General features: G+C 33.5%; 16 protein-coding genes. 11 read left to right on the top strand and 5 right to left on the bottom strand.

Annotated elements, in window-relative coordinates; translation table 11 throughout:
* Positions 1-684, bottom strand: a complete 684-nt coding sequence (locus tag J2Y38_RS09475; protein ID WP_053471180.1) for a cell division ATP-binding protein FtsE — start codon at positions 682-684, stop codon at positions 1-3.
* Between the two features lie 309 nt (positions 685-993).
* On the opposite strand from J2Y38_RS09475, the gene J2Y38_RS09470 reads away from it, so the two are divergent.
* The 11 genes from J2Y38_RS09470 (at position 994) to J2Y38_RS09420 (ending at position 21,712) form a co-directional block, all read left to right on the top strand.
* Complete coding sequence (locus J2Y38_RS09470; protein WP_309841618.1) at positions 994-4,011, top strand: tetratricopeptide repeat protein; 3,018 nt, start codon at positions 994-996, stop codon at positions 4,009-4,011.
* 89 nt (positions 4,012-4,100) lie between these two features.
* On the top strand, positions 4,101-4,964 hold the full coding sequence (locus J2Y38_RS09465; protein WP_309841617.1) for a PhzF family phenazine biosynthesis protein: 864 nt from the start codon (positions 4,101-4,103) through the stop codon (positions 4,962-4,964).
* A gap of 147 nt (positions 4,965-5,111) precedes the next feature.
* Positions 5,112-6,866, top strand: coding sequence for a TonB-dependent receptor (locus J2Y38_RS09460; protein WP_309841614.1), 1,755 nt, complete (start codon positions 5,112-5,114; stop codon positions 6,864-6,866).
* Positions 6,867-7,047: 181 nt separating this feature from the next.
* Positions 7,048-7,497 carry a hypothetical protein gene (locus tag J2Y38_RS09455; protein ID WP_309841611.1) on the top strand — a complete coding sequence of 150 codons (450 nt, stop codon included), beginning with the start codon at positions 7,048-7,050 and terminating at the stop codon, positions 7,495-7,497.
* Positions 7,498-7,907: 410 nt separating this feature from the next.
* Complete coding sequence (asnB, locus tag J2Y38_RS09450) at positions 7,908-9,584, top strand: asparagine synthase B (RefSeq protein WP_309841610.1); 1,677 nt, start codon at positions 7,908-7,910, stop codon at positions 9,582-9,584.
* 313 nt (positions 9,585-9,897) lie between these two features.
* Positions 9,898-11,514, top strand: coding sequence for an asparagine synthase B (asnB, locus tag J2Y38_RS09445; RefSeq protein WP_309841609.1), 1,617 nt, complete (start codon positions 9,898-9,900; stop codon positions 11,512-11,514).
* Between the two features lie 209 nt (positions 11,515-11,723).
* A complete protein-coding gene (locus J2Y38_RS09440) occupies positions 11,724-14,459 on the top strand; it encodes a pitrilysin family protein (RefSeq protein WP_309841607.1) in 2,736 nt (911 codons plus the stop codon).
* A 351-nt stretch (positions 14,460-14,810) separates the two neighbouring features.
* Positions 14,811-16,751 (top strand): DNA topoisomerase (ATP-hydrolyzing) subunit B, encoded by a 1,941-nt coding sequence (gene gyrB / locus J2Y38_RS09435; protein ID WP_232681293.1) that lies wholly within the window; start codon positions 14,811-14,813, stop codon positions 16,749-16,751.
* Between the two features lie 108 nt (positions 16,752-16,859).
* Complete coding sequence (gene mdh, locus J2Y38_RS09430; RefSeq protein WP_053470983.1) at positions 16,860-17,795, top strand: malate dehydrogenase; 936 nt, start codon at positions 16,860-16,862, stop codon at positions 17,793-17,795.
* Between the two features lie 227 nt (positions 17,796-18,022).
* Positions 18,023-21,013 (top strand): protein translocase subunit SecDF, encoded by a 2,991-nt coding sequence (gene secDF / locus J2Y38_RS09425; RefSeq protein ID WP_309841603.1) that lies wholly within the window; start codon positions 18,023-18,025, stop codon positions 21,011-21,013.
* 84 nt (positions 21,014-21,097) lie between these two features.
* Positions 21,098-21,712: an acyloxyacyl hydrolase gene (locus J2Y38_RS09420; protein WP_309841600.1), complete on the top strand. Its 615-nt coding sequence runs from the start codon at positions 21,098-21,100 to the stop codon at positions 21,710-21,712.
* A 55-nt stretch (positions 21,713-21,767) separates the two neighbouring features.
* Here J2Y38_RS09420 and lgt read toward each other — a convergent pair whose 3' ends face one another.
* From lgt to folE, 4 genes are all read right to left on the bottom strand, one after another.
* On the bottom strand, positions 21,768-22,700 hold the full coding sequence (gene lgt / locus J2Y38_RS09415; RefSeq protein ID WP_309841598.1) for a prolipoprotein diacylglyceryl transferase: 933 nt from the start codon (positions 22,698-22,700) through the stop codon (positions 21,768-21,770).
* Positions 22,701-22,767: 67 nt separating this feature from the next.
* Positions 22,768-23,016: a membrane protein insertion efficiency factor YidD gene (gene yidD, locus J2Y38_RS09410; RefSeq protein ID WP_053470979.1), complete on the bottom strand. Its 249-nt coding sequence runs from the start codon at positions 23,014-23,016 to the stop codon at positions 22,768-22,770.
* A gap of 103 nt (positions 23,017-23,119) precedes the next feature.
* Positions 23,120-24,598, bottom strand: coding sequence for a cysteine--tRNA ligase (gene cysS / locus J2Y38_RS09405; protein ID WP_309841595.1), 1,479 nt, complete (start codon positions 24,596-24,598; stop codon positions 23,120-23,122).
* Positions 24,599-24,731: 133 nt separating this feature from the next.
* Positions 24,732-25,403, bottom strand: a complete 672-nt coding sequence (gene folE, locus J2Y38_RS09400) for a GTP cyclohydrolase I FolE (protein WP_091495932.1) — start codon at positions 25,401-25,403, stop codon at positions 24,732-24,734.
* Between the last annotated feature and the right edge of the window lie 14 nt (positions 25,404-25,417).

The following is a 25,417-nucleotide window of genomic DNA, read 5'->3' as shown; positions in this document are numbered from 1 at the left end:
TTATACGCTTCTTTGAACCACTTCGAAGATTCTTTCATCTTCACATTTTAATGTTTTAGAAGGGAATTTCATCAATAAAGCATAATCATGAGTCGCCATGATAACAGTTTTACCAAGTGCGTTGATGTTTTTTAATACTTCTAAAACCTCAGAACTTGTCTGCGGATCAAGATTTCCTGTAGGTTCATCTGCAAGGATAAACTCAGGATCGTTAAGTAAAGCTCTTGCAATTGCAACACGCTGCTGTTCACCGCCAGAAAGCTGGTGAGGCATTTTGTTAAGGAAATCTTTCATCCCAACTTTATCCAGAACTTCGTCGATTTTGTATTCCATCGCTTCTTTTTCAGTCCATCCAGTAGCTTTAAGAACAAAAAGCATATTGTCCTGAACAGAACGATCTGGAAGTAATTTAAAGTCTTGGAAAACAATCCCGATTTTACGTCTTAAATACGGAATATCTTTTTCTTTTAAAGTTGCCAAATCAAAGTCAACAATATGAGCTTCACCTTCAGTTAAAGGTAAATCTGCGTACAAAGTTTTTAAAAAGCTGCTTTTTCCGGAACCAGTTTTCCCAATGATGTAGATGAACTCTCCATGCTGAACATCTAAGTTAATATGAGATAAAATTTTTCTTCCTTCTTGATATATAGTGACTTCTTTAAGAGATAGTACGGTTTCTGACATAATAAAATTGATTTGAATGGTAAAAGTAATAAGATAACGTTTGGATTCAAAATAAATTTCAATCATTTCTTAAGAAAATTTGTAGAAAAAGGAATGAAAATTTAAACCATATAAGTAAAGTAAGTTCATTTTAGTTAATCTGCTAAAAGGTACTAGCTTATAATTACTTATATAACTTATAGGGTTCATTTTAATTTTTCAAACTACCTCTAAAATGTTTGTTATTCCATGTTTGTTCATAATAAATTCAAGAAACGTTTCGTTATAAACGGTATAAAATGATAAATTTGAATACTAAATATAACTAAAATGCGTAGACTTTCCTGGTTCTTTTTATTCCAAATTATCCTTACTTCGACCATAGTTTCGGCACAAAAATCAGCTATTTATACTTACGATTTAAAGGATTTTGACAAAGCACAGGCTTTATATAACGACAAACAATACGCTTCGGCACAACATATTTTTGAGTATGTAAAAAATAATACGGCACAAACAGAAGAAGTAAAATCAGACTGCGCTTATTATATCGCCAATTGCGCTATTAGAACCAATCAGCCCAACGCCGATGCTTTGATGGAAAAATTCGTAGAAGATTATCCAACAAGCACCAAACAAAATCAGGCTTATATTGAAGTGGCACAATATTTCTTTGAACAGGGAAATTATCCAAAAGCTTTGCAATGGTTTGACAAAGTTGACGAAGGTTACATGAGTAAATCAGAATCGGATAAATTTAATTTCCAGAAAGGATACAGCTACTTTACAGCTAAAAAGAAAAAAGAAGCTACAACGTATTTTAATAAAGTCGTGAATTCTCCAGAATTTGGTTCGCAAGCCAAATATTATTTAGGATTTATGGCCTATGAAGGCGACGATTATAAAGAAGCAACAAAATATTTTGATGAAGTTTCGGGCGAAGAAAAATACCAAGAAAAGCTTTCTTATTATCAGGCTGATATGAATTTCAAATTAGGAAATTTTCAAAAAGCAATCGATTTGGGCCAAAAAGCAATGGCGAAATCAAATGAAATGGAAAAATCAGAGCTGAATAAAATTATCGGAGAAAGTTATTTCAATTTAAAACAATACGAAAAAGCGATTCCGTATTTAGAGCAATACGCGGGTAAAAAAGGAAAATGGAATAATACCGATTTCTACCAATTAGGTTATGCGTATTACGAACAGAAAAATTACGAAAAAGCCATCTCTCAGTTCAATAAAATTATTGAAGGAAAAGATTTCGTGGCTCAAAATGCCTATTATCATTTAGGTTTAAGTTATTTAAATACAGGTAAAAAACAAGAAGCTTTGAACGCGTTTAAAAATGCTTCAGAAATGGATTTCAATGCACAAATTCAGGAAGATGCAGCTTTAAATTATGCCAAAGTAAGTTATGATATCGGTAACGCTTACCAAACTGTTCCGGGAATTTTACTTGATTTCTTAAAGAAATATCCAAACAATTCAAACAGGGCAGAAGTAGAAAAACTTTTAGTTGACTCTTATATTTCGACTAAAAATTACAAAGAAGCTTTGGCTTTATTAGAAAAAAACAGAAGCGCCGAAAATAAAGCGGCGTATCAAAAAGTACTTTTTTACAGAGGAGTTGAATTGTATAATGAATCGAATTATACGGAAGCCGGAAAAATGTTTAAAAGTGCGATAAGCGAACAAAAAACACCTGAATTTACAGCGCGTGCCACTTTCTGGAAAGCAGAAACAGAATATGTCTCAGATGATTTTCAGAATGCATTATTGACATACAAACAATTCGCTGGACTTCCTGCAGCAAAATCTACAGACGAGTATAAAAACATCAATTATAATATTGGTTACACGTATTTTAAACTGAAAGAATACGATCAGGCGGCGAACTCGTTTCAGGCGCAGATAGATAATTCTCCTTCTGATAAAGTACGTTTAAATGATTCATATTTGCGTTTAGGAGATTCACGTTTTGTAAATTCTAAATACGCGCAGGCAAATGAAGCTTACGGAAAAGCAATGGACGCAAAAAGTGTTGATGCCGATTACGCTCAGTTTCAAAAAGCACTTTCCTATGGTTTTATGTCTAAAAATGATCAGAAAATCAACGAGCTGAATAACTTTCTAAAAATGTATAAAAAATCAGAATATCGCGATGATGCTTTATTCGAATTAGGAAATACATATGTGGCGGATAAAAAGAATGACTTGGCAATTAAAACATACGATCAGTTGATTTCTGAATACAAAAACGGATCTTTTACTTCAAAATCTATATTGAAACAAGGTTTGATTTATTACAATTCAGATCGTGATGAACAAGCGCTGGCAAAATTCAAAAAAGTAGCCGCTGAATTTCCAAAAACGCCGGAAGCACTTGAAGCCGTTTCGACAGCAAGATTAATTTATGTTGATTCAGGAAAAGTAGATGAATATGCAACTTGGGTTCGAACTTTAGATTTCGTTTCGGTTACAGATGCTGAGTTAGATAACGATACTTACGATGCGGCCAACAAACAATACAGTCAAAATAATAGCAAAGCAGCGATTACAGGATTTGCAGGTTATGTGAGCAAGTTTCCTTCGGGATTGCATGCTTTAGAAGCTAATTTCAATTTGGCACAATTATATTACGCTGAAGGATCTGAAACAAAATCGACTCAGAATTATCAATATGTAATCGACCAGCCAAGAAATGAATTTACAGAACAAGCTTTAAACAGATTGGCTCAGATTTACTTAAAAGCGAAAGATTGTGATAAAGCGATTCCGGTTTTAGTTCGTTTAGAAAGCGAAGCAGATTATCCGCAAAACAAAAACTTTGCTCAGGCCAACCTGATGAAATGTTATTATGACAAAAAGGATTATGACAATTCAGTTATTGCTGCAGATAAAGTTTTAGCGAATCCAAAAGCAGATGCCAACGTAAAAGCCGATGCGCAGATTATTGTAGCACGCGCGGCAATTCAAACCGGAGATGAAGATAAAGCAAAAGCAGCGTATGCAAAACTGTCTACAACTTCAAAAGGAGAATTAGCAGCAGAAGCGTTGTATTATGATGCTTATTTTAAAACCAAAGAAGGAAAATTTGATGCGTCGAATGCTGCAGTTCAAAAACTGGCAAAAAGCTATTCAGCATACAAATATTACGGAGCAAAAGGTTTGGTTTTAATGGCGAAAAACTTCTACGGATTAAAAGACAGTTATCAGGCAACTTATATTCTGGATAACGTAATCAACAATTTTACAGATTATCCGGATGTTGTTGAAGAAGCGAAAAAAGAATTAAGTGAGATTAAGGCGGAAGAATCAAAAACGAATTCGTCAATTAATAAATAAGAAAATTGTAGAAGAAAGAGGCAAGAAGCAAGATTGGAAAGTCTTTCATCTTTCATCTTGGTTCTATTCTCTAAAGAAAAAAGAAAGAAATGAGTTTACCTTTTTATATAGTTGATGTTTTTGCTGATAAAAAATATGCCGGAAATCAATTGGCGGTTTTTTTAGAAGCTGAGAATTTAAGTTCAGAAGAAATGCAGCAAATGGCGCGCGAGATTAATTTTGCGGAAAGCACATTTATAACAAAACTGGACAGAGAAAACAATAAAGCAGAAATAAGAATATTTACACCGGCCCAGGAAATGCAGTTTGCAGGACATCCAATAATTGGAACTTCGTGGGTTTTGATCAATAAAATATTTGATAATTCGCCTGAAAGTATAACATTGAATGTTCCGATTGGACCTATTCAGATTCAGCAGTCAGAAGATTTGATCTGGCTAAAAGCAGCACAGCCAAAATTTTGGGATATTTTCTCTAAAGAAGATTTTACATTATTCAGTAATCTGAAAAAAGAAGATTTTGAAAATCAATTTCCAATCCAGGAAGTTACAACGGGAAGCGCCTTTGTAATGGTTGGATTAAGCAGTAAAAGAGCGTTGGAAAATCTGGTTTTAGATAAAGATAAAGCAGATCATTGGATGAGAAATCATTGTAAAACAGATCACAGAGGCTTGTATTTTTATTATCTGGAAGGTTCAAAACTATTTAGCCGAATGTTATGCATTGAACATAATCAATTGGTAGAAGATGCCGCAACAGGAAGTGCAAGTACGTGTCTTGAAGCTTTTCTGCTAAAATACCATAAACCTGAATTTGAATTAACGAATTATCAGGGAGATTATATTGGGCGTCCGTCTCAGATTTTTTTTAAAGGGAAATTAACTGATAATCACTTTGATATTAATATTGGAGGAAAAGCTCAGTTTGTTGCAAAAGGAGAGTGGGAAGCTTGATTTTTAGAGAAGAGAAAATAGAATAAAGAACAAAGAATATAGATTTTAGAATATAGAAACTGAACAAAGAGATTGAGGTTAAGAATTAAGAAATAGTGTAAGTCTATTTTCTATACTCTTTTCTCTATTCTCTTAAAAGAAATAAATATGAAAATTAAGTGCCGAAATAAAATTATCGTTTTACTAGTGTTGTTTGTCTGCCAGCTTTCGTTTTCGCAAGTTAAGAAGAATGAAAGCATTGGAACTGAAACGGTAAACGTAGTAAAACCTTATTCGCCAACAATATCCGACGCTTTTAAAGTGAAAGAAACGCCTTCGCTGGACGATGCGGGAAATCAGCCAAAAGAAACTATTAAATATAGTATTTTATCGGTTCCTGTGGCTTCGACTTTTACGCCGTCAAAAGGAAACGCGCAAGCTGTAGATAAATCTAAAAAAGAAAGATTGTTTAATAATTATGCAACGCTTGGAGTTGGAAATTACGGAACGCTAAATGCTGAATTATTCGTAACTCAGGATTTAGGAAACAACGATTATTTAGCCGGAATGCTGCGTCATCATTCTTCTCAGGGCGGAATTAAAGATGTAAATCTAAACGATGAATTTTACGATACAGGTTTAAATATTGGTTACGGTGTAAAAGATCGTGATGTATCTTGGGGTGTTGATTTAGGTTATCAAAATCAAGTATACAATTGGTATGGTTTACCAGCTGATTTCGGAATGACTTTGGCACCTGGAACTCAGGAAGATTTGATTAGAGGCATTAATCCGAATCATTCTTATAACACAATTTCTTTAGGTGGAAATGCTGAATTTACGGAAGGTATTTTTAGCAAAATTTCAACAAGATTTACGAACTTTTCGGATAGTTTTTCTTCTTCAGAAAATCGTTTTTATCTAAAACCGACTTTTAAAGTGGATGTTATGGATCAGGCAATTAATACTAATATTATTGTAGATCATGTTAGCGGTTCTTTCGAACATAATTACGCTTGGGATAATATTGAACCTTTAAAATATAGTTTGACAAACTTTGGAATTGAACCAAGTTTTGTGGTTAATGAAAATGACTGGACATTAGAATTAGGGGCTGGTTTGTTTTATGCTTTGGACTCTGAAAACAGCGGAAACAAATTTTACATTTACCCAAAAGTAAATGCTTCATATAAGTTAGTTGGTGATTTAATGATTTTCTATACTGGAGTTAACGGAAGTTTAAATCAAAATTCATACGCTGATTTTGTAACCGAAAACCCGTTTTTGTCTCCAACTTTAAATATGAGGCCAACCAGTAATCAATATACAGTTTTTGCAGGTTTAAAAGGAAAACTGGCTAATAATGTGAGTTATAACGTAACTGGTTCTTATTTGAATGAAAAAGACAAAGCATTATTTAAAAGCAACGATTATACAGAAGATTTTTCGAACCAGAATTATGGTTTCGGAAACTCGTTTAGTGTAATTTATGATGATGTTAGAACTTTCCGTTTCTACGGAGAATTGAAAGCTGATTTTTCTAAAAATGTTTCTTTTGGAATCAACGGAACTTTTAACAGCTACAAAACAGATGGATTAGAAGCGTGGAATTTGCCTTCAATGAAATTGAGTTCAAATCTTGATGTAAATATTACAGATCAATGGTATGCAGGTTTAAATGTGTTTTATGTTGGAGAACGTAAAGACATGCAGACCAATCTGACTTTTGGAACAGATCCTGTAATTACGACTTTAAAAAGTTATTTTGATGCCAATGCGCATTTAGGATATAAATATAATGAGCGTTTGACTTTCTTCTTAAAATTAAATAATATCGGAAACCAAGCTTACGAAAGATGGCTGAATTACCCTGTTCAGGGATTCCAGGTTTTAGTAGGAGGGAATTATAAATTCGATTTTTAAGAAGGTTTTGCCGCAAAAACACCAAGGCACAAAGAGTATATAAAATATAAAAAGTGCCTTTTTTTTAGCCATGAGTTCGTGAATTTTTTGGAGTAAATTCGTGAATTCGTGGCTATTTTTTTGCGACAGAAGAAAAACCTTTGCACATTTGTACCTCAGAACCTCAGTACCTTTAAAAAAAATGACTTTCAAAGAAAAAATACATTCTCATTATTTACAAATGGTTCAAGACCGAATTGATGTTTTTAAAGACATGATTTCGGGATTGACAGAAGATTCTAAAAACGATGCTAAAGGTTCGGCGGGCGATAAGCACGAAACAGCTTTGTCGATGATGCATATCGAACAGGAAAAACTAACCAATAAACTTAAAGAAGCTATTGCTCAAAAAGCAATTTTAGATAAAATTGATCCTTCTAAAAATACTGAAAACATTATTTCAGGAAGTTTGGTAAAAGCAAACGGAATCTATTTATATGTAAGTGTTGCACTTCCTAAAATAGCAATTGACGGAATTAATGTTATTGCGCTTTCTCCGCAGTCACCTTTGGGAAATCATTTGATGGGGAATAAAGCGGGGTTTCAGTTTGAGATTAATAAGACACATTATACTATTGAAAGTGTTTTGTGATTTATTGTTTTAGGTTTAGTCCCTAGGGACTACATATGAATAATAACGTTGTCAATCTTTGTAGAGTTTCTTACGAAGGTTTCTCGTTCCTCGAAATGACAATATTGTGAAAAATCATATTTCTATTCGAGAATTTGTTCATGGTTTGAAATATCTTTAACGATTCTGAAATATCTCAAAATTTAATTCAAAGATTTCTCCAAAACCTTCGGTTTTACTCGCATTTTACCTTCAAAATTGAAAATTATAAGTTTCGGGCATTTTTTTATGCTAAAATTTTACATTTTATATGTAAATATTTAATTGTTGTTTAAAATTGTAACTGAAATTGATATTTGTGTTTTTCAATTATAACCAATACCGCATCTTTGCCTTATCAAAATAAAATTAAAAGTTTAAAATATAAAATTATGTGTGGAATTGTATGTGCCTTTGATCTAAAGCAAAAAGCCGAAGCTTTGAGACCTCAAGTATTAGAAATGTCTAAAATCATTCGTCACCGTGGACCAGACTGGAGCGGAATTTACAGTAATGATAAAGCGATTCTTTCTCATGAGCGTTTGGCTATTGTAGATCCAGCTTCAGGAAAACAACCTTTATTTACAGAAGATAAAAAATTGGTTTTGGCTGCAAATGGTGAAATTTACAATCACAGAGATTTACGTAAGCAATTCGAAGGAAAATATAACTTTCAAACAGAAAGTGACTGCGAAGTTATCTTGGCATTATATAGAGAAAAAGGAGTAAGTTTTGTTGATGAATTAAACGGAATCTTTGGTTTTGCAATTTATGACGTTGATAAAGATGAATATTTTGTAGCTCGTGACCATATGGGAATTATTCCATTATACATTGGTTGGGATCAACACGGAACTTTCTATGTAGCTTCTGAGTTAAAAGCTTTAGAAGGATATTGTACAAAAATCGAATTATTCCCTCCGGGACATTATTTATCAAGTAAAGACGGTGAATTTGTACAATGGTACAAAAGAGACTGGGTTGATTATGATGCGGTTAAAGACAACGAAACAAGTATTCCTGAAATCAAAAAAGCGCTTGAAGCTGCAGTTCACAGACAATTAATGAGTGATGTTCCTTACGGAGTTTTACTTTCAGGAGGTTTAGATTCGTCTATTACTTCGGCTGTAGCCAAAAAATTTGCGCAAAAACGTATTGAATCAGATGATACAACAGATGCCTGGTATCCGCAATTACACTCTTTCTCTGTTGGTTTAGAAGGATCTCCGGATTTAGCAGCAGCAAGAAAAGTAGCAGATCATATTGGAACTATTCACCATGAAATTAAATTCACTATTCAAGAAGGTTTAGATGCTGTTCGTGATGTAATTTACAACTTAGAAACTTATGATGTAACTACAGTAAGAGCTTCGACTCCAATGTGGTTAATGGCGAGAGTTATTAAGTCAATGGGAATCAAAATGGTTCTTTCTGGAGAAGGTGCAGATGAGTTATTTGGAGGATATTTATATTTCCACAAAGCGCCAAACGCTAGAGAATTCCACGAAGAAAACGTTCGTAAATTAAGTAAACTTCATATGTATGATTGTTTACGTGCCAACAAAAGTTTAGCGGCGTGGGGAATTGAAGGTCGTGTTCCTTTCTTAGATAAAGAATTTATGGATGTTGCCATGCGCATCAACCCACAAGATAAAATGATCAACAAAGAACATCCAATGGAAAAATGGGTTGTTCGTAAAGCTTTTGAAGATATGCTTCCTGAAAGTGTTGCATGGAGACAAAAAGAACAGTTTTCTGATGGAGTAGGATACAGCTGGATTGATACTTTGAAAGAAGTTGTAGGCAGAGAAGTTTCAGACGAACAATTGGCAAACGCAAGATTTAAATTCCCGTTACAAACGCCAACTTCAAAAGAAGAATATTACTATCGTTCAATTTTTACAGAACATTTCCCAAGCGATGCAGCAGCATTATGCGTTCCTCAGGAAGCAAGTGTAGCTTGTAGTACAAAAATCGCTTTAGAGTGGGATGAAGCATTCAAAAACATGAACGACCCTTCTGGTAGAGCAGTGGCAAGCGTTCACGACGATGCCTATGTAAAAGCATAAACACGTTTAATTATTAGAATTAGTATATATATTGCAGAAAGACGTTCTTACTTTAAGAACGTCTTTCTTGTCTAAAATTGTTAAATTCTATATTTCAGTTCTTTATAAAAATATTTCGGCAATTATTTAACTTACTTTTTTTATATTTGGCATTCCCCAAAAAAGTTAAATACCTAAGATTTTAATACTGAAAATGTAGGAAAGCAAAAAATAATATTTAGTTTTGCTTTTAGCAGAAAATTTTAATGATTTTTTAATGTTCGGCTTATTTTAAGTCTGAAACAGTAGAATAAAAATAAAAAAATAGAATAGTATGTCTGGATTATTGGCCGTTATTGGTAAAGGAAAAGACCCGCAGCTTGTAAAAGCACTTTCTGAAAGAATGTCGCATCGCGGTCCTGATGAAAGCGATTTGCACATTATGGAAAATGGCAGTATTCTTTGTCATGAAAGTCTTTCTATTATCGATTTAAAATCGGGGAAACAGCCTATTCAGGGAACAGATAAAGCCTGGATGGTTCACGACGGGGAAATTTATAATTATCAGGAATTAAAAAATACCGTTTTAAAAGATCATACTTTTAGAACAAATTCTGACTCAGAAGTAATTGTGCATTTGTACGAAGAATTTGGATATGATTTTTGTAATAAACTAGACGGAGATTTTGCTTTCGTAATAATCGACGGAGATAAATATATTGCAGGAAGAGACCCTATTGGAGTTAAACCTTTATATTATGGTTTAGATGAAAGAGGAAGGATTTATTTTTCTTCTGAAATGAAATCAATTGCAGATCAATGTAAGTCATTCTCGACTTTTCCTCCGGGACATTATTATACAGCAAAAAGCGGTTTTGTAAAATATTATCATCCAGAATACGAAGATCATAAAAATGCCACTCAGTCACTTGATTTAGATTTAATTCGTGAATCATTAATCGAAGCAACCCGCAAACGATTAATGAGTGAAGTTCCTGTTGGAGTTGTATTATCAGGAGGTTTAGATACCTCTTTAATTTCATCAATCGCATCTAGATTATTAAAAGAAAATGGTAAAAAACTTCCGTCTTTTTCTATCGGATTAGATGCTGATGCTCCGGATAATGTTTCGGCAAGAAAAGCAGCTGAATTTTTAGGAACAGATCATCATGAAATACATTTTACAGTTGAAGAAGGTGTAGCGATTTTAGAAAAAGTGATTTCGCATATTGAAACGTACGATATTATTTCGGTTCGTTCAGGAGTTCCAATGTATTTATTATCAAAAGCAATAATTGATAAGGGAGTAAAAGTGATTCTTTCGGGTGAAGGTGCCGATGAAATTTTCGGTGGACATTTGTATTTTAGAAATGCGCCTTCGGCAGAAGAATTTCAGGATGAAACTATAGAAAGAGTTCAGAAGTTATTTACGGCCGATTTACTTCGTGTTGATAAAACTACTATGGCAAACGGAATCGAAGCACGAATTCCGTTTTTAGATACAGATTTTTTAGATGTTACCATTCGAATTAAAACCGAAGAAAAACAGCCTAAAACGTATGAAGGAATTGAAAAATACATTTTAAGAAAAGCTTTTGATACTCCAAATGATCCTTATTTACCAAAAGAAGTTTTATGGAGACAAAAAGAACAATTTTCTGATGGAGTAGGATATAACTGGGTTGATGAATTAATCGAATATTGTGCTACACAAGTTACAGATGAACAATTGGCCGGTGCAAGTGCAGAGTTTCCTTATAATACCCCAACAACAAAAGAAGCGTATTATTACAGGTCTATTTTCCACAAATACTATCCGCAGGTTAGTGCAGCGCAAACGGTTCGTAAATGGATTCCGAAATGGCAGGAAAATCTTGATCCAAGCGGAAGAGCAAATGCAGCCCACTTACAGGGAAATTTTGAAAATGTAAAATCTGGAGTTGCTGTTTAATATAGAAAATTTCAATAAAAAAAATCCAAATTCCGAATTTCAATTTGGAACTAAAATATAAAAAGCCGAAATACATTCACAATGTAGTTTCGGCTTTTTTTGTGGTTTCCCGTAAATTGCTAAAAGTAAGTTAATAAGAATAAATCGTATTTCAGAAAAATACTATATTTGATTACCACGAACAATTAAATAACCCTTAAAAACAATTTATGAAAAAACTATTTCTTAGTGGAGTTTTATGCTGCTCATTAGTTTCATTGGGCCCAGTTTATGCACAAAAAGCGGAAACACCCAAGTACATCACAAATGTCGAAGGCGTCAAAGAATATTCTTTAAATAATGGATTAAAAGTTCTTTTAATTCCAGATGCTTCTCAAAGTAATATGGTAGTCAATATTGTTTACAATGTTGGTTCCAGAAATGAAGGTTATGGAGAAAAAGGAATGGCGCATTTATTAGAACATATGCTTTTTAAAAGCACTAAGAATTTAGGGGATATTAAAAAAATGCTTTCAGACAAAGGAGGAAATGCCAATGGAACTACTTGGTTTGACAGAACAAACTATTATGAAGTTTTTCCGTCAAGCGATGAAAACCTAAAATGGAGCATCGAAATGGAAGCCGACAGAATGATTAATTCTACCATTTTGCAAACTGATCTTGATAAAGAATTTTCTGTAGTTAGAAATGAGTTTGAAATAGGCGAAAATAATCCTGACGGCGTTTTGCAGGACAGAATTCTTTCTTCGGCTTATTTATGGCACAATTACGGAAACAGCACCATTGGCAGTAAAGAAGATATTGAAAGGGTAAAAGCAAATACACTTCGCGTTTTTTATGAAAAATACTATCAGCCAGATAATTCAACCTTAATAATTGCAGGTAAATTTGATGAACAAAAAGCATTGCAATATGTTGGGCAGTATTTTGGGGCAATTCCGAGACCAAAAAGAGTTTTAGATAAAACCTATACCATAGAACCTGCTCAGGACGGCGAAAAATATGTAGAGCTTAAAAGAGCGGGTGACAGCAAAAATGTTGGCGCTTTATATCATACGGTATCTTATGCAGATAAAGATTATGCAGCGATTGATGCTTTAGGAGAAATCTTAACTGCAGATCCATCTGGCTATTTATATAAAACATTAGTTGAAACACAAAAAGTATCCAATATTTATTTTTGGCAGCCTTCAGTAAGAGACGCAAGTTTTATTTATTTTGGAGTTGCAGTTCCTAATGATAAAGATGTATATGCAACAAAAGATATTGTAAGAAGTGAGCTGGATAAAATAACCACCACAAAATATACGGATCAGGACGTAAGCAGAGCAAAAGCAAAAATTATCAAGCAAATAGAAGCTGTAAAAAATAATACTATTTCGTACGCTATTAATTTAACCGAAATTATTGGAGCGGGCGATTACAGACTTGGTTATTTATACAGAGATGCTGTTGAGAAATTAACAAAAGAAGATATTCAAAGAGTTGCTGAGAAATATTTTAAGCCTAATAATAGAACAGTTGGAGTATTTATTCCATCTAAAGATGAGGTAAGAGTAAAAGCAAATGAATATACTGATGAACAATTGTTGGCACTTACTAAAGATTATAAAGGGAAAGCTTTAGAGAAAGAAGCTGCACCATTTGAAGCATCCATTAAAAATTTAAAACAAAATCTTGTTGAAGGAAAATTAACAAATGGTATCAAATACGGTTTAATCAAAAAAGAGATTAAAGGCGGAAAAGTACAGGCAAGTTTTAAGTTTCCGGTTAGTAATGAAAAAGATTTAACTGGTAAAAGTGATATTGCCGGAATTTTGGCCCAATTGTTAAAAACAGGAACTAAAACGCAGACTAAAGAGCAAATTCAGGATAAATTGGATCAATTGAAATCGTCAATTAATTTTAATTTTACGACCCAAACATTATCGGTTAGCGTTAATACGTATAAGGAACATTTTAAAGAAGTAATGGGAATTTTAGCAGATTTATTAGCAAATTCGACTTTTCCTGAAAATGAACTAACTAAAACAATCAGCGAATATAACACCTATTTGGAGTCAAGTTTAAATGATCCGCAAGCTGTTGCATTTACAGAACTTTCGAGAATAACTACTAAATATCCAAAAGGAAGTATTTTTTATACACCAACTATTCAGGAGCAGATTGATGCTTTTAAAAAGATCAAACAAGCTGAAATTGTTGATTTCTATGCCAATGTTTTAGGCGGAAATAATGGAATAGGAAGTGTAGTAGGAGATTTAGATGCAAAAACTACAGGAGAGATTTTAGAAAATACATTTGGAAAATGGAATTCTAAATCAAAATACGAACTTGCTCAGCCGGCTTATTTTGAAACACAAAAATTAGATAAAGATATTATTACACCAGATAAAGAAAATGCTGTGGCGCTAGGAAGAATCAGTTTTAAAATGGATAGAAAAAATCCAGATTATCCGGCATTTGTTATGGCAAATGAAATTTTAGGGAGCGGTGGTTTTTTAAGCGCCAGAATTCCGATGAGATTAAGAGAAAAAGAGGGTATTAGTTACGGTGCAGGTTCTTTTATTGATGTACCAATTACCAATGATGCGGCAGCCTGGACTTATTATGCTTTCTTAAACCCTACGAAAAAGAATGCTGTTGAAACAGCTGCAAAAGAGGAAATTGCAAAAGCTTTAAAAGATGGATTTACAGCCGAAGAATTAAAATCAAATTTAGTGAGCTGGCAAAATGAAAGAAAAACAAGATTAGGGGTTGATTATACTTTAATGGAGTTGGTAAATACTTATTTGCAATACGGAATAACTCTTGATGATTATGATCAACTTGAGACTAAAGTAAAAGCTTTAAAAGTGGATGAAGTAAATAAAGTATTGAAAAAATACCTGACTTTAGATAAAATGACCTCTGTTTATGCCGGGGATTTTAATAAAAAACAATAAAAAAAAGAAATTCCAAAATTGAGAAAATCCAAATTCCAATTTAAAGGAGTTTAAAATATAAAACCGAAATGCATTTTATAATGTTATTTCGGTTTTTTATTGTCCAGTTTCAACGTTGGAATTTGGAATTTTTAAAACTTGAAATTTGATATTTTTTATGTTATTCCTATTTTTAGAATTTGGAATTTATTAAAATTGGAATTTAAACTTGCCTTTTAGATTTATTTTTTGGTTTTTAAGACAATTGTGTTAATAACTTAAGTGCTTTAAGTCGGAATTTTATGGGTATATACCTTGCGTTTTTATATATTTGCGTGTTAGACAGTAAATACATTTTTTAGAATAAATTATATGAGCGAAGAGATCAAGAAGAACAATTATTCAGCAGATAGTATTCAGGCATTAGAAGGAATGGAGCACGTAAGAATGCGTCCATCCATGTATATTGGAGATGTGGGAGTTCGAGGACTGCATCATTTGGTTTATGAAGTTGTTGATAACTCTATTGATGAGGCGATGGGCGGACATTGTGATACTATTGGTGTTGCAATTAATGAAGATGGTTCTATTACAGTTGAAGATAACGGACGTGGTATTCCAGTTGATTTACATAAAAAAGAAGGAGTTTCTGCACTTGAGGTTGTAATGACTAAAATTGGTGCCGGAGGTAAATTTGATAAAGATTCTTATAAAGTTTCCGGAGGACTTCACGGTGTTGGGGTTTCTGTAGTAAACGCACTTTCGGTTCATATGAAATCGACTGTTTTTAGAGATGGAAAAATCTATGAGCAGGAATATGAAAGAGGAAAATCATTATATCCGGTAAAACAAATCGGGGAAACAGAAAAAAGAGGTACACGTCAGACTTTTTATCCTGATAATACAATCTTTACACAAACTACAGAATTCTCATACGATACCTTATCTGCTCGTATGCGTGAGCTTTCTTTCTTAAATAAAGGAATCACAATTACGTTTACAGATAAAAGAGAAGTTGATGAAAAAGGCGAATTCAAAAGCGAAGTTTTCCATTCAGACGAAGGTCTTAAAGAATACATTCGTTATTTAGATGGAAACCGTGAGCCAATTATCTCTCACGTAATCAGCATGGATCACGAAAAAGGTGAAATTCCGGTTGAGGTTGCCTTAATCTATAATACAAGTTACACAGAGAATATTTTCTCTTATGTAAACAATATTAATACACACGAAGGAGGAACGCATTTACAAGGTTTTAGAAGTGGTTTAACAAGAACACTTAAAAAATATGCAGATTCTTCTGGTTTATTAGATAAATTGAAATTCGAAATTTCCGGAGATGATTTCCGTGAAGGATTAACAGCTATTATTTCGGTAAAAGTTGCAGAACCTCAATTTGAAGGACAAACAAAAACAAAACTTGGAAACAGAGAAGTAGTTTCTCCGGTTTCTCAGGCAGTTGGAGAAATGTTAGAGAATTATTTGGAAGAAAATCCAAATGATGCCCGAATCATTATTCAAAAAGTAATTTTAGCGGCTCAGGCACGTCACGCAGCGAAAAAAGCTCGTGAAATGGTACAGCGTAAAACCGTTATGGGCGGCGGTGGATTACCAGGAAAACTTTCAGATTGCTCTGAACAGGATCCTGCAAGATGTGAAGTTTACCTTGTCGAGGGAGATTCGGCTGGTGGAACAGCAAAACAAGGTCGTGACCGAAACTTTCAGGCAATTTTACCATTACGTGGTAAGATTTTGAACGTGGAGAAAGCGATGCATCATAAAGTATTTGAAAACGAAGAGATTCGAAACATATTTACTGCTTTAGGAGTTACAGTTGGTACAGCAGAAGACAGCAAAGCACTTAATATTGAAAAACTAAGATATCATAAAGTAATCATCATGTGTGATGCCGATGTCGATGGTAGTCACATTTCTACCTTAATATTAACGTTCTTTTTCCGTTTCATGAAAGAACTTATCGAAGAAGGCCACGTTTATATCGCAGCACCACCTTTATACTTAGTTAAAAAAGGAAACAAAAAAGAATATGCATGGAACGATGTTCAGCGTGATCAGGCGAATGAAAGAATGGGAGGAAGTGCAGCTATCCAGCGTTATAAAGGTCTTGGAGAGATGAACGCGGAGCAATTATGGGAAACTACAATGGATCCAAACTTCAGAACATTACGTCAGGTTACAATTGATAGTCTTGCAGAGGCAGATAGAGTATTCTCTATGTTAATGGGAGACGAAGTTCCGCCACGTAGAGAATTTATCGAGAAAAATGCAGTTTACGCAAATATCGATGCCTAATAAAAATTAACTTTCAATTCGTTTAATTGTTTAAATTTACTTAAACAATTAAGCGAATTGTCATTTATAAAACAAACGAACAAATTAATAACCGATAAAGTAAAAAATATGAAAGTTACCATTGTAGGAGCAGGAAATGTTGGAGCTACTTGTGCAGATGTTATTTCTTATAGAGGAATTGCCAGTGAAGTAGTGTTGTTGGATATTAAAGAAGGTTTTGCCGAAGGGAAAGCGTTGGATATCACACAATGCGCCACAAATACTGGGTTCAATACTAAAGTATCTGGTGTAACCAACGATTATTCTAAAACTGCCGGAAGTGATGTAGTGGTTATTACATCAGGAATTCCGAGAAAACCAGGAATGACAAGGGAAGAATTAATTGGTATAAATGCAGGAATTGTAAAAACAGTTGCCGAAAATGTACTAAAATATTCTCCTGATACTATAATAGTTGTAGTTTCAAACCCAATGGATACTATGACTTATTTAGCTTTGAAAGCTACAGGATTGCCAAAAAACAGAATTATAGGTATGGGAGGAGCTTTAGATAGTTCTCGTTTTAGAACGTATCTTTCCCTTGCTTTAGATAAACCGGCAAATGATATCTCTGCGATGGTAATTGGAGGTCACGGTGATACCACTATGATTCCGTTAACACGTTTAGCATCTTATAACGGAATTCCGGTTTCGCAATTCCTTTCAGAAGAAGTACTTCAAAAAGTTGCTGCAGATACAATGGTAGGCGGTGCAACCCTTACAGGGCTTTTAGGAACGTCTGCGTGGTATGCTCCGGGAGCTTCTGTTGCTTATTTAGTAGATAGTATCCTAAACGATCAAAAGAAAATGATTGCATGCTCTGTTTTCGTAGAAGGGGAGTATGGACAAAACGATATTTGTATAGGAGTACCGTGTATAATTGGTAAAAACGGTATTGAAGAAATTGTAGATATTCATTTAAACGACCAGGAAAAGGCTTTATTTGCCAAAAGTGCAGATGCAGTTCGTGGCATGAATGATGCTCTAAAATCGATTTTAGTATAATAAAAACAGGAAAAAAAGAAAAAGGCTGCACTTTTGCAGTCTTTTTTTTGAGATTAATTAATAAATAAATTGGTTAATGTTTTCGTTAATTATATATTTGCTCGATTTAAAAAAAATGTAGTAATTCGTGATCTCGATTTTTTAGTTTTAAAAACTCATGTCAGGGCTTATTTTTAGGGGATTTAAAACCAAAAACAAACATAAAACATAATTAATTTTTAGTAATAATGCAGAATAAAGGACTTATTAAATTTTTCGCAATTCTATTTGCATTGGTAAGTATTTACCAACTATCATTCACTTTTGTGGCAAATAATGTCAAAAGTGAGGCTAAAGCTTTTGCAGGAGATAATCCTGATAAAGAGCTAAAATATTTAGATTCTATTGGTAAAGAAAAAGTGTTTAATCTTGGTTTTACTGACTTCACTTATAATGAAGTAAAAAATAAACAATTAAATAAAGGTCTTGACTTAGAAGGAGGAATCAACGTAATTCTTCAAATCTCTGTTAAAGATGTTTTAAAAGGATTAGCAAACAATTCTAAAAACCCGGTTTTTAATAAATCATTAGCTGATGCAACTGCAAATTTAGAAGGAAATAAGACCTATTTAAATAAATTCTTTGAAGCTTTTGAAGCTAACTCAAACGGAAATACAAAATTGGCTTCGCCAGATATCTTTGCAAACAGAAGTTTACAAGGTGAAGGTGGAATTGATTTCCAAATGACAGATGCACAAGCTCAAAAAGTAATTAAAAGAAAAGTTGATGAGTCTATCGAAAGTGCTTACAAAGTATTAAGAGAGCGTATCGACAAATTTGGTGTAACACAACCAAACATTCAAAAATTAGGAGAAACAGGAAGAATCTTAGTGGAGCTTCCAGGTGCTAAAGATGTTGACAGGATTAAAAAATTATTAGGTGGAAAAGCTCAATTAGAGTTTTGGGAAACTTATAAAATTGAAGAAGTTGGTAACTTCTTAGTTGCTGCTAACGAAGCTTTAAAGAAAACTGAAGTTAAAAAAGTAGAAACTAAAACAGTTGCTAAAGATTCATTGAATGCTTTATTAACTGATGCTAAAGATTCAGTTGATACTAAAAAAGGAAACAATCCTTTATTTGACAAAATGATTACTCAAGGTGGCGGTCCGGTTTTAGGATACTTCGCTACAAAAGATACTGCAACAATCAATGCTTATTTCAAAAGACCAGAAATCAGAATTTTATTGGCTGCTGACCAACACTATGCAAAATTTGTATGGAGTAAACCAACAACTGTAAAAGATCCTAAAGCAAAAGATTTAGCAAGCGCTAAAGATATTGAAGCAGTTGAATTATATGCTTTAAAAGGTAACAGAGATAACATACCAGCTATGAGCGGTGGAGTTGTAACTGATGCAAAAGATACTTTTGACCAAATGGGTAAACCAGCTGTTTCTATGCAAATGAACAGTCAAGGTTCTAAAGTTTGGGAAGAATTAACAGGAAGAGCTTTCTCTCAAAAAGGTTATATCGCTATTGTATTAGATAACATCGTATATTCTGCACCAGGTGTTACAAGTGGCCCTATTGCTGGAGGAAGATCTGAAATTACAGGTTCTTTTGATGTTGCTGAAACTAAAGATTTAGCTAACGTATTAAATGCAGGTAAATTACCAGCTTCTGCAGACATTATTCAATCTACTGTTGTTGGACCATCTTTAGGTCAGGCTGCAATTGATGCAGGAACAATTTCATCTGTATTAGGATTCTTATTAGTTTGTGTTTGGATGGTATTCTATTATGGTAAAGCTGGATGGTATGCAAACCTTGCTTTATTATTGAACTTACTTTTCTTATTCGGAATTATGGCAAGTTTTGGTTTTGTATTAACATTACCAGGTATTGCAGGTATCGTATTAACATTAGGTACTGCGGTAGATGCGAACATTATTATATATGAAAGAGCAAAAGAGGAATTGCGTGAAGGCAAATCATTATCTGAAGCTGTAGCTGCATCTTACGGATGGCATGGTGCAATGCGTTCTATTATTGATGCAAACGTTACTCACGTTTTAACTGGAGCGATCTTATTTATCTTTGGAACAGGACCAATCAAAGGTTTCGCTTTAACATTACTTATTGGTATCGTAACTTCATTGTTTACTTCTATCTTTATTGCTAGAATTTTCATTGACAGAAACATTGCTGGAAAAGGTGATTTAACTTTCTCTACAAACATTACTAAAAACTGGTTTACTAATTTCCACTTTGACTTTATTAAAATCAAAAAATTCACTTATATCTTCTCTTCAATTGTAGTTGTTGTAAGTTTAATTTCTATCTTCTTCGTTAACGGATTAGATGAAGGTGTTGATTTTGTTGGAGGTAGAACTTTCCAGGTTAAATTTGAAAAACCAGTTGATGCTACTGTAGTATCAGATGAATTATCTGCTGAATTCGGAACTCCTGTTGAAGCTAAAATTTTAGGTGATGATGATCAATTGAAAATCACAACTAAATATAAAATTAAAGAAGACGGTGTTGCTATCGATGAAGAAGTAAACCAAAAATTATACAAAGGATTACAAAAGTATTACCCAAATACAACTTACGATAAATTCATCAACTCGTTTGACGGAAAAAGAGTAGGGGTTTTACAAGCATCTAAAGTTGGAGCTTCTATCTCTGAAGATATTAAAACTAACTCTTACTGGGCAGTCCTTGGAGCAATGGCAGTTATTTTCTTATACTTAATGATCTCTTTCCGTAAATGGCAGTATTCATTAGGTGCGATTGCAGCTGTTGCGCATGACGTAATCTTCGTATTAGGAATTTATTCTTTATGTTATAAGTTCATGCCATTCCACATGGAAATGGATCAGCACTTTATTGCTGCGATTCTTACCGTAATTGGTTACTCTATGAACGATACTGTAATTGTATTTGATAGAATTAGAGAGTTTATCATCGGAAACCGTAAAGGTACTTTCGAAGATATTGTAAACGCTTCTATTAATACTACATTATCTAGAACATTGAATACTTCATTAATGATGATCATTGTATTATTAACGATGTTTATCTTTGGTGGAGAATCAATCAGAGGATTTATCTTTGCCATGTTAATTGGTATTATTGTGGGAACTTATTCATCATTATTTATCGCGACTCCAGTATTGGTAGATTCGATTTCTTCTGATGATAAACACACAATCGAAGACAAGCACAACAAAGCATAATTAATTGCTTAAACTATATAAAAAAGATCCGGTGAAAGCTGGATCTTTTTTTTGTACTATATTTAATGAACCTTAAAATGATTTATGGGTAGAAAATTACTTTTATGTTTATTGCTTCTTTTTGGAGTATTAAGAATTACTGCACAAGAAGATAACTCGCGATTCTCAATTGGTTTTAATTATGGTTTTGGAAGTGAATTCAATAATAAAGATTACACTTTTGAAAATCACTTTTATAAAGTACAGTTATATTATAAATTGAAAGAGACGAAACATTTTCAATACGAAATCTTGGTTCAGCCCGAAATTAATTTTGCCAAACATCAATTGTTGAATTTTTATTTTGTTAAACCCGAAACTCCCGATTATCAGGAAAAAAGAGATGAATATACACGATTAAAAGATGTGCGGGAATATGTAATGAATCTTGGTTTTTTAATTCGGAAACCAATCAATAAAAATTGCTCCTTTTATGTTTTGGGAAGTGTTGGTCCAATGATAACAGATACGGAAACCGAAAGAATGTCTAAAGGTTTTGCTTTTGCAGATGTTCTAGCGCTTGGTTTTTCTTTTAGGGTGCAGAAGGTTCAATTTGATATTCGTCCTGAAATACGACATGTTTCTAATGCAGGATTGAGTAGTACAAATGCAGGTTATAATACTAAAAATATAGAATTTGGGATTTCATATCGACTATAAAAAAAGTCCAGTATTTCGAAATACTGGACTTTTATATTTTAAGATTCTAATTTAATTAAGAAGCCGCTAAAGGGTTTCTTTGTGCTCTAATAATAAAGAAAAGACCAATTATAATAAAAGGAATACTTAACCATTGTCCGGTTGAGAATAAACCTAATTCTTCTTCGATACCTCCTTGGCTTTCTTTTACAAATTCAACTATAAATCGAACTACAAATAAAAGAACTAAAAATAATCCGAATAAGTATCCTGATTTAAGTCTTGCATTAGTTTTCCAATACAAGAAATACAAAATTGCAAATACAAAAATGTAGCAAAAAGCTTCATATAATTGCGTTGGATGTTTTGCAGGAACTTGTGCTAATAAATCAGCAAATTTAGGATCTGTTGCTATTGCAGTATAAGCCTCTTTTGGATTTGCGATTTGAGTAGCATTCACTGCTTCTGCTTTGCTGAATTTATCATGTAAAAAACGAATTCCAAAAGCCGATGTAGTTTCATGTCCAATAATCTCTGAATTCATAAAGTTTCCTATACGAACAAAAATAGCACCGCTGGCAACAGGAATTACTACACGGTCTAAAATCCATAATAATGGACGTTTTAAAATTATTTTGCTATAGTAATACATAGCTAGGACAATAGCAATTGCAGCACCATGACTTGCTAAACCTTGAAATCCTGTAAATTCAAATTTTGGTTCAAACCTAACTGGTAAGAAAATCTCAAGTAAATGATTTCTGAAATATTCCCAATCATAAAAGAAAACATGACCTAAACGAGCTCCAATTAACGTTGCTAAAACAGTCCAAACAAATAACGAATCTAATTTGTCTAACGGTTCATGTTCGCGTTCGAAAATCTTTTTCATTAGGAACCATCCTAAACCAAAAGCAATTACGAACATTAAACTGTAATAACGAATCATAAAAAATCCTAAATCTATTCCTTCTGAAGGATTCCAAACGATGTTTAAAGGCTGTGTCATATAGAGTAATGTTTTTATATATGTTGTAAAAATAAATATTAAATGTGGAGCAAGTCTTTATAAAAAGTTAATGTTTATGTGAACATTTCTTTTCAGGAACGGGATCATAACCAGTTCTTCCCCAAGGATGACAGCTTAAAATTCGTTTCATTCCTAAATATCCTCCGTAGAATAATCCGTGCATTTGCAAGGCCTGAATCATATACGTTGAACAAGTAGGCTCAAACCTGCATGAAGCGGGAGTAAAAGGTGAAATCGCAGTTTGATAAAAGCGCACCAGTATTACAAACGGATATATCAGAATTTTTGAAAACATATTTTTAGTAATCAATGATAATTAGTGTTCAGTATTTAGTGTTCAGATTTGTGCTTTGCGTTAAACTGATCACTAAATACTGAACACTGAATACTTTTTTTTATTAAATACTAAAAGAAGTTCCTTCTTTACCGTCTTTCAGCTGAATTCCTAAAGCAATTAACTGATCACGAATTTGGTCAGAAAGAGCAAAATTTTTATCTGCTCTGGCCTGATTTCTCATTCCGATAAGCATGTTTACAACACCTTCTAATTTATCATTATTGCTGTCAGCAGCTTTCTCGTCACTTAAACCTAAAACATCAAAAACAAAAGAGTTTATAGCTGTCGAAAATAATTTTAAATCTTCTGCAGAAATGGTTTCTTTTCCTTCTTTTAATAAATTGATGTAACGAACACCTTCAAATAATTGCGCAATTAAAATTGGCGTGTTAAAATCGTCATTCATTGCGTCATAACAAGCTTGTTTCCAAGCTGCAAAATCAACAGAACTTGAAGAACCGGCTGTTATTGCTGGTAATGCTTCAAGAGCTTCTATTAATCTTTTATATCCTTTTTCAGCAGCTGTAATAGCATCATCAGAGAAATCTAAAATGCTTCTGTAATGTGCCTGTAACATGAAAAATCTAGTTACCGAAGCAGAAAAGGCTTTGCTTAAAATAGTATTATCACCGCTTAAAATCTCTCCCGGTAAAATATTATTTCCGGTAGATTTTGCCATTTTTTTTCCGTTAAGCGTAAGCATGTTGGCGTGCATCCAGTAATTTACCGGCGATTGTCCAGTGCAAGCTTCGTTTTGAGCGATTTCACATTCGTGGTGCGGAAATTTTAAATCCATTCCACCTCCGTGAATGTCGAAATGATTTCCTAAATATTTAGTGCTCATTGCGGTACATTCTAAGTGCCAGCCCGGGAAACCATCACTCCAAGGAGAAGGCCATCTCATGATATGTTCTGGTTCTGCTTTTTTCCAAAGTGCAAAATCCTGAGGATTTCTTTTATCCGATTGTCCGTCAAGATCACGGGTATTGGCCAGCATATCTTCGATATTTCGGCCGCTTAAAACCCCGTAATTATTGGTTTCGTTATATTTTACAACATCAAAATAAACAGATCCGTTGGCAACATAGCCAATTCCGTTATCAATGATTTTTTTGATAATTTCGATTTGTTCAATAATATGACCGGTTGCAGTTGGTTCAATACTTGGCGGTAAAAAGTTAAAAGCTTTTAGGATGTCATGAAAATCAACAGTGTAACGCTGAACAACTTCCATTGGTTCTAACTGCTCTAAACGTGCTTTTTTAGCAATTTTATCTTCGCCTTCATCAACATCATCTACAATATGACCAACATCGGTAATATTACGGACATAACGAACTTTATAATCCAGATGTAAAAAATACCTGAAAATCACGTCAAAAGACATAAAAGTCCTTACGTTTCCTAAATGCACATTGCTATAAACCGTTGGTCCGCAAACATACATTCCAACATTTCCTTCATGGATTGGTTTGAAATTTTCTTTTTCACCCGAAAGTGAATTGTATATTTTTAGTGGCTGCGTTGTATATAAAGGCATATTTTTTTAGTTGATTTTTTTAGGAGCTATTCCTGCTGTCCGCTGTATCTTTTATCTCGTAATGACGAGACCATAAAACAATGCCGCTTCCATCAGGGCTAGACCATAAATATAATAGAAATATCGTAAAAAATTAGAACTGAGTATCTAATTTAATATAATCCAAAAACTCTCTTTTTGTTTGAGGATCTTTGAATTTTCCGCCGAATTCAGAAGTTACTGTACTGCTTTCAATATCTTTAATTCCTCTTGAGTTAACACAAAGGTGTTTTGCGTCGATAACGCAGGCAACATCTTCGGTTCCTAAAGCTTTTTGAAGTTCCTGAACTATCTGCATTGTTAAACGCTCCTGAACCTGAGGTCTTTTAGCATAATATTCGACAATACGGTTCATTTTTGATAAACCAATAACTCTTCCGCTTGAAATATATGCAACGTGAGCACGTCCTATAATTGGCAGTAAATGGTGTTCGCAGGTAGAATAAACAGTAATGTTTTTTTCTACTAACATTTCACCATATTTGTAATTATTGTCAAAAGTTGAAGCTTTTGGCTGTTTTGCAGGGTTTAAACCACCAAAAATTTCCTTTACAAACATTTTAGCTACTCGGTTTGGAGTACCTTTTATGCTGTCGTCTGTCAAATCCATCCCAAGCGTTTGCAGAATGTTTTCAACATCTTTTTTAATTTTTTCTATTTTTTCTTCATCAGTTATGTCAAATGCGTCCGCTCTTAAAGGGTTTTTTGCATTACTGCTGAAATGACTGTCACCTATTTCGTCTAAAAAATCTTCGTTATTTATCATTAAAAACTACTATT

The sequence above is a fragment of the Flavobacterium sp. 2755 genome (assembly GCF_031455715.1).
Classification (GTDB): Bacteria; Bacteroidota; Bacteroidia; order Flavobacteriales; family Flavobacteriaceae; genus Flavobacterium.
Note: the sequence above shows the minus strand (reverse complement) of the source record. Positions and strands in the feature narration are given on the sequence as shown.

Bases quoted from the DNA above. Each gene is read 5' to 3' on its own strand.
- cysS (WP_309841595.1), bottom strand. From the start codon at position 24,598: ATGCCTTTATATACAACGCAGCCACTAAAAATATACAATTCACTTTCG.
- asnB (WP_309841609.1), top strand. From the start codon at position 9,898: ATGTCTGGATTATTGGCCGTTATTGGTAAAGGAAAAGACCCGCAGCTT.
- asnB (WP_309841610.1), top strand. From the start codon at position 7,908: ATGTGTGGAATTGTATGTGCCTTTGATCTAAAGCAAAAAGCCGAAGCT.
- yidD (WP_053470979.1), bottom strand. From the start codon at position 23,016: ATGTTTTCAAAAATTCTGATATATCCGTTTGTAATACTGGTGCGCTTT.
- folE (WP_091495932.1), bottom strand. From the start codon at position 25,403: ATGATAAATAACGAAGATTTTTTAGACGAAATAGGTGACAGTCATTTC.
- J2Y38_RS09420 (WP_309841600.1), top strand. From the start codon at position 21,098: ATGGGTAGAAAATTACTTTTATGTTTATTGCTTCTTTTTGGAGTATTA.
- mdh (WP_053470983.1), top strand. From the start codon at position 16,860: ATGAAAGTTACCATTGTAGGAGCAGGAAATGTTGGAGCTACTTGTGCA.
- J2Y38_RS09470 (WP_309841618.1), top strand. From the start codon at position 994: ATGCGTAGACTTTCCTGGTTCTTTTTATTCCAAATTATCCTTACTTCG.
- J2Y38_RS09455 (WP_309841611.1), top strand. From the start codon at position 7,048: ATGACTTTCAAAGAAAAAATACATTCTCATTATTTACAAATGGTTCAA.
- J2Y38_RS09475 (WP_053471180.1), bottom strand. From the start codon at position 684: ATGTCAGAAACCGTACTATCTCTTAAAGAAGTCACTATATATCAAGAA.
- secDF (WP_309841603.1), top strand. From the start codon at position 18,023: ATGCAGAATAAAGGACTTATTAAATTTTTCGCAATTCTATTTGCATTG.
- gyrB (WP_232681293.1), top strand. From the start codon at position 14,811: ATGAGCGAAGAGATCAAGAAGAACAATTATTCAGCAGATAGTATTCAG.
- J2Y38_RS09440 (WP_309841607.1), top strand. From the start codon at position 11,724: ATGAAAAAACTATTTCTTAGTGGAGTTTTATGCTGCTCATTAGTTTCA.
- J2Y38_RS09465 (WP_309841617.1), top strand. From the start codon at position 4,101: ATGAGTTTACCTTTTTATATAGTTGATGTTTTTGCTGATAAAAAATAT.
- lgt (WP_309841598.1), bottom strand. From the start codon at position 22,700: ATGACACAGCCTTTAAACATCGTTTGGAATCCTTCAGAAGGAATAGAT.
- J2Y38_RS09460 (WP_309841614.1), top strand. From the start codon at position 5,112: ATGAAAATTAAGTGCCGAAATAAAATTATCGTTTTACTAGTGTTGTTT.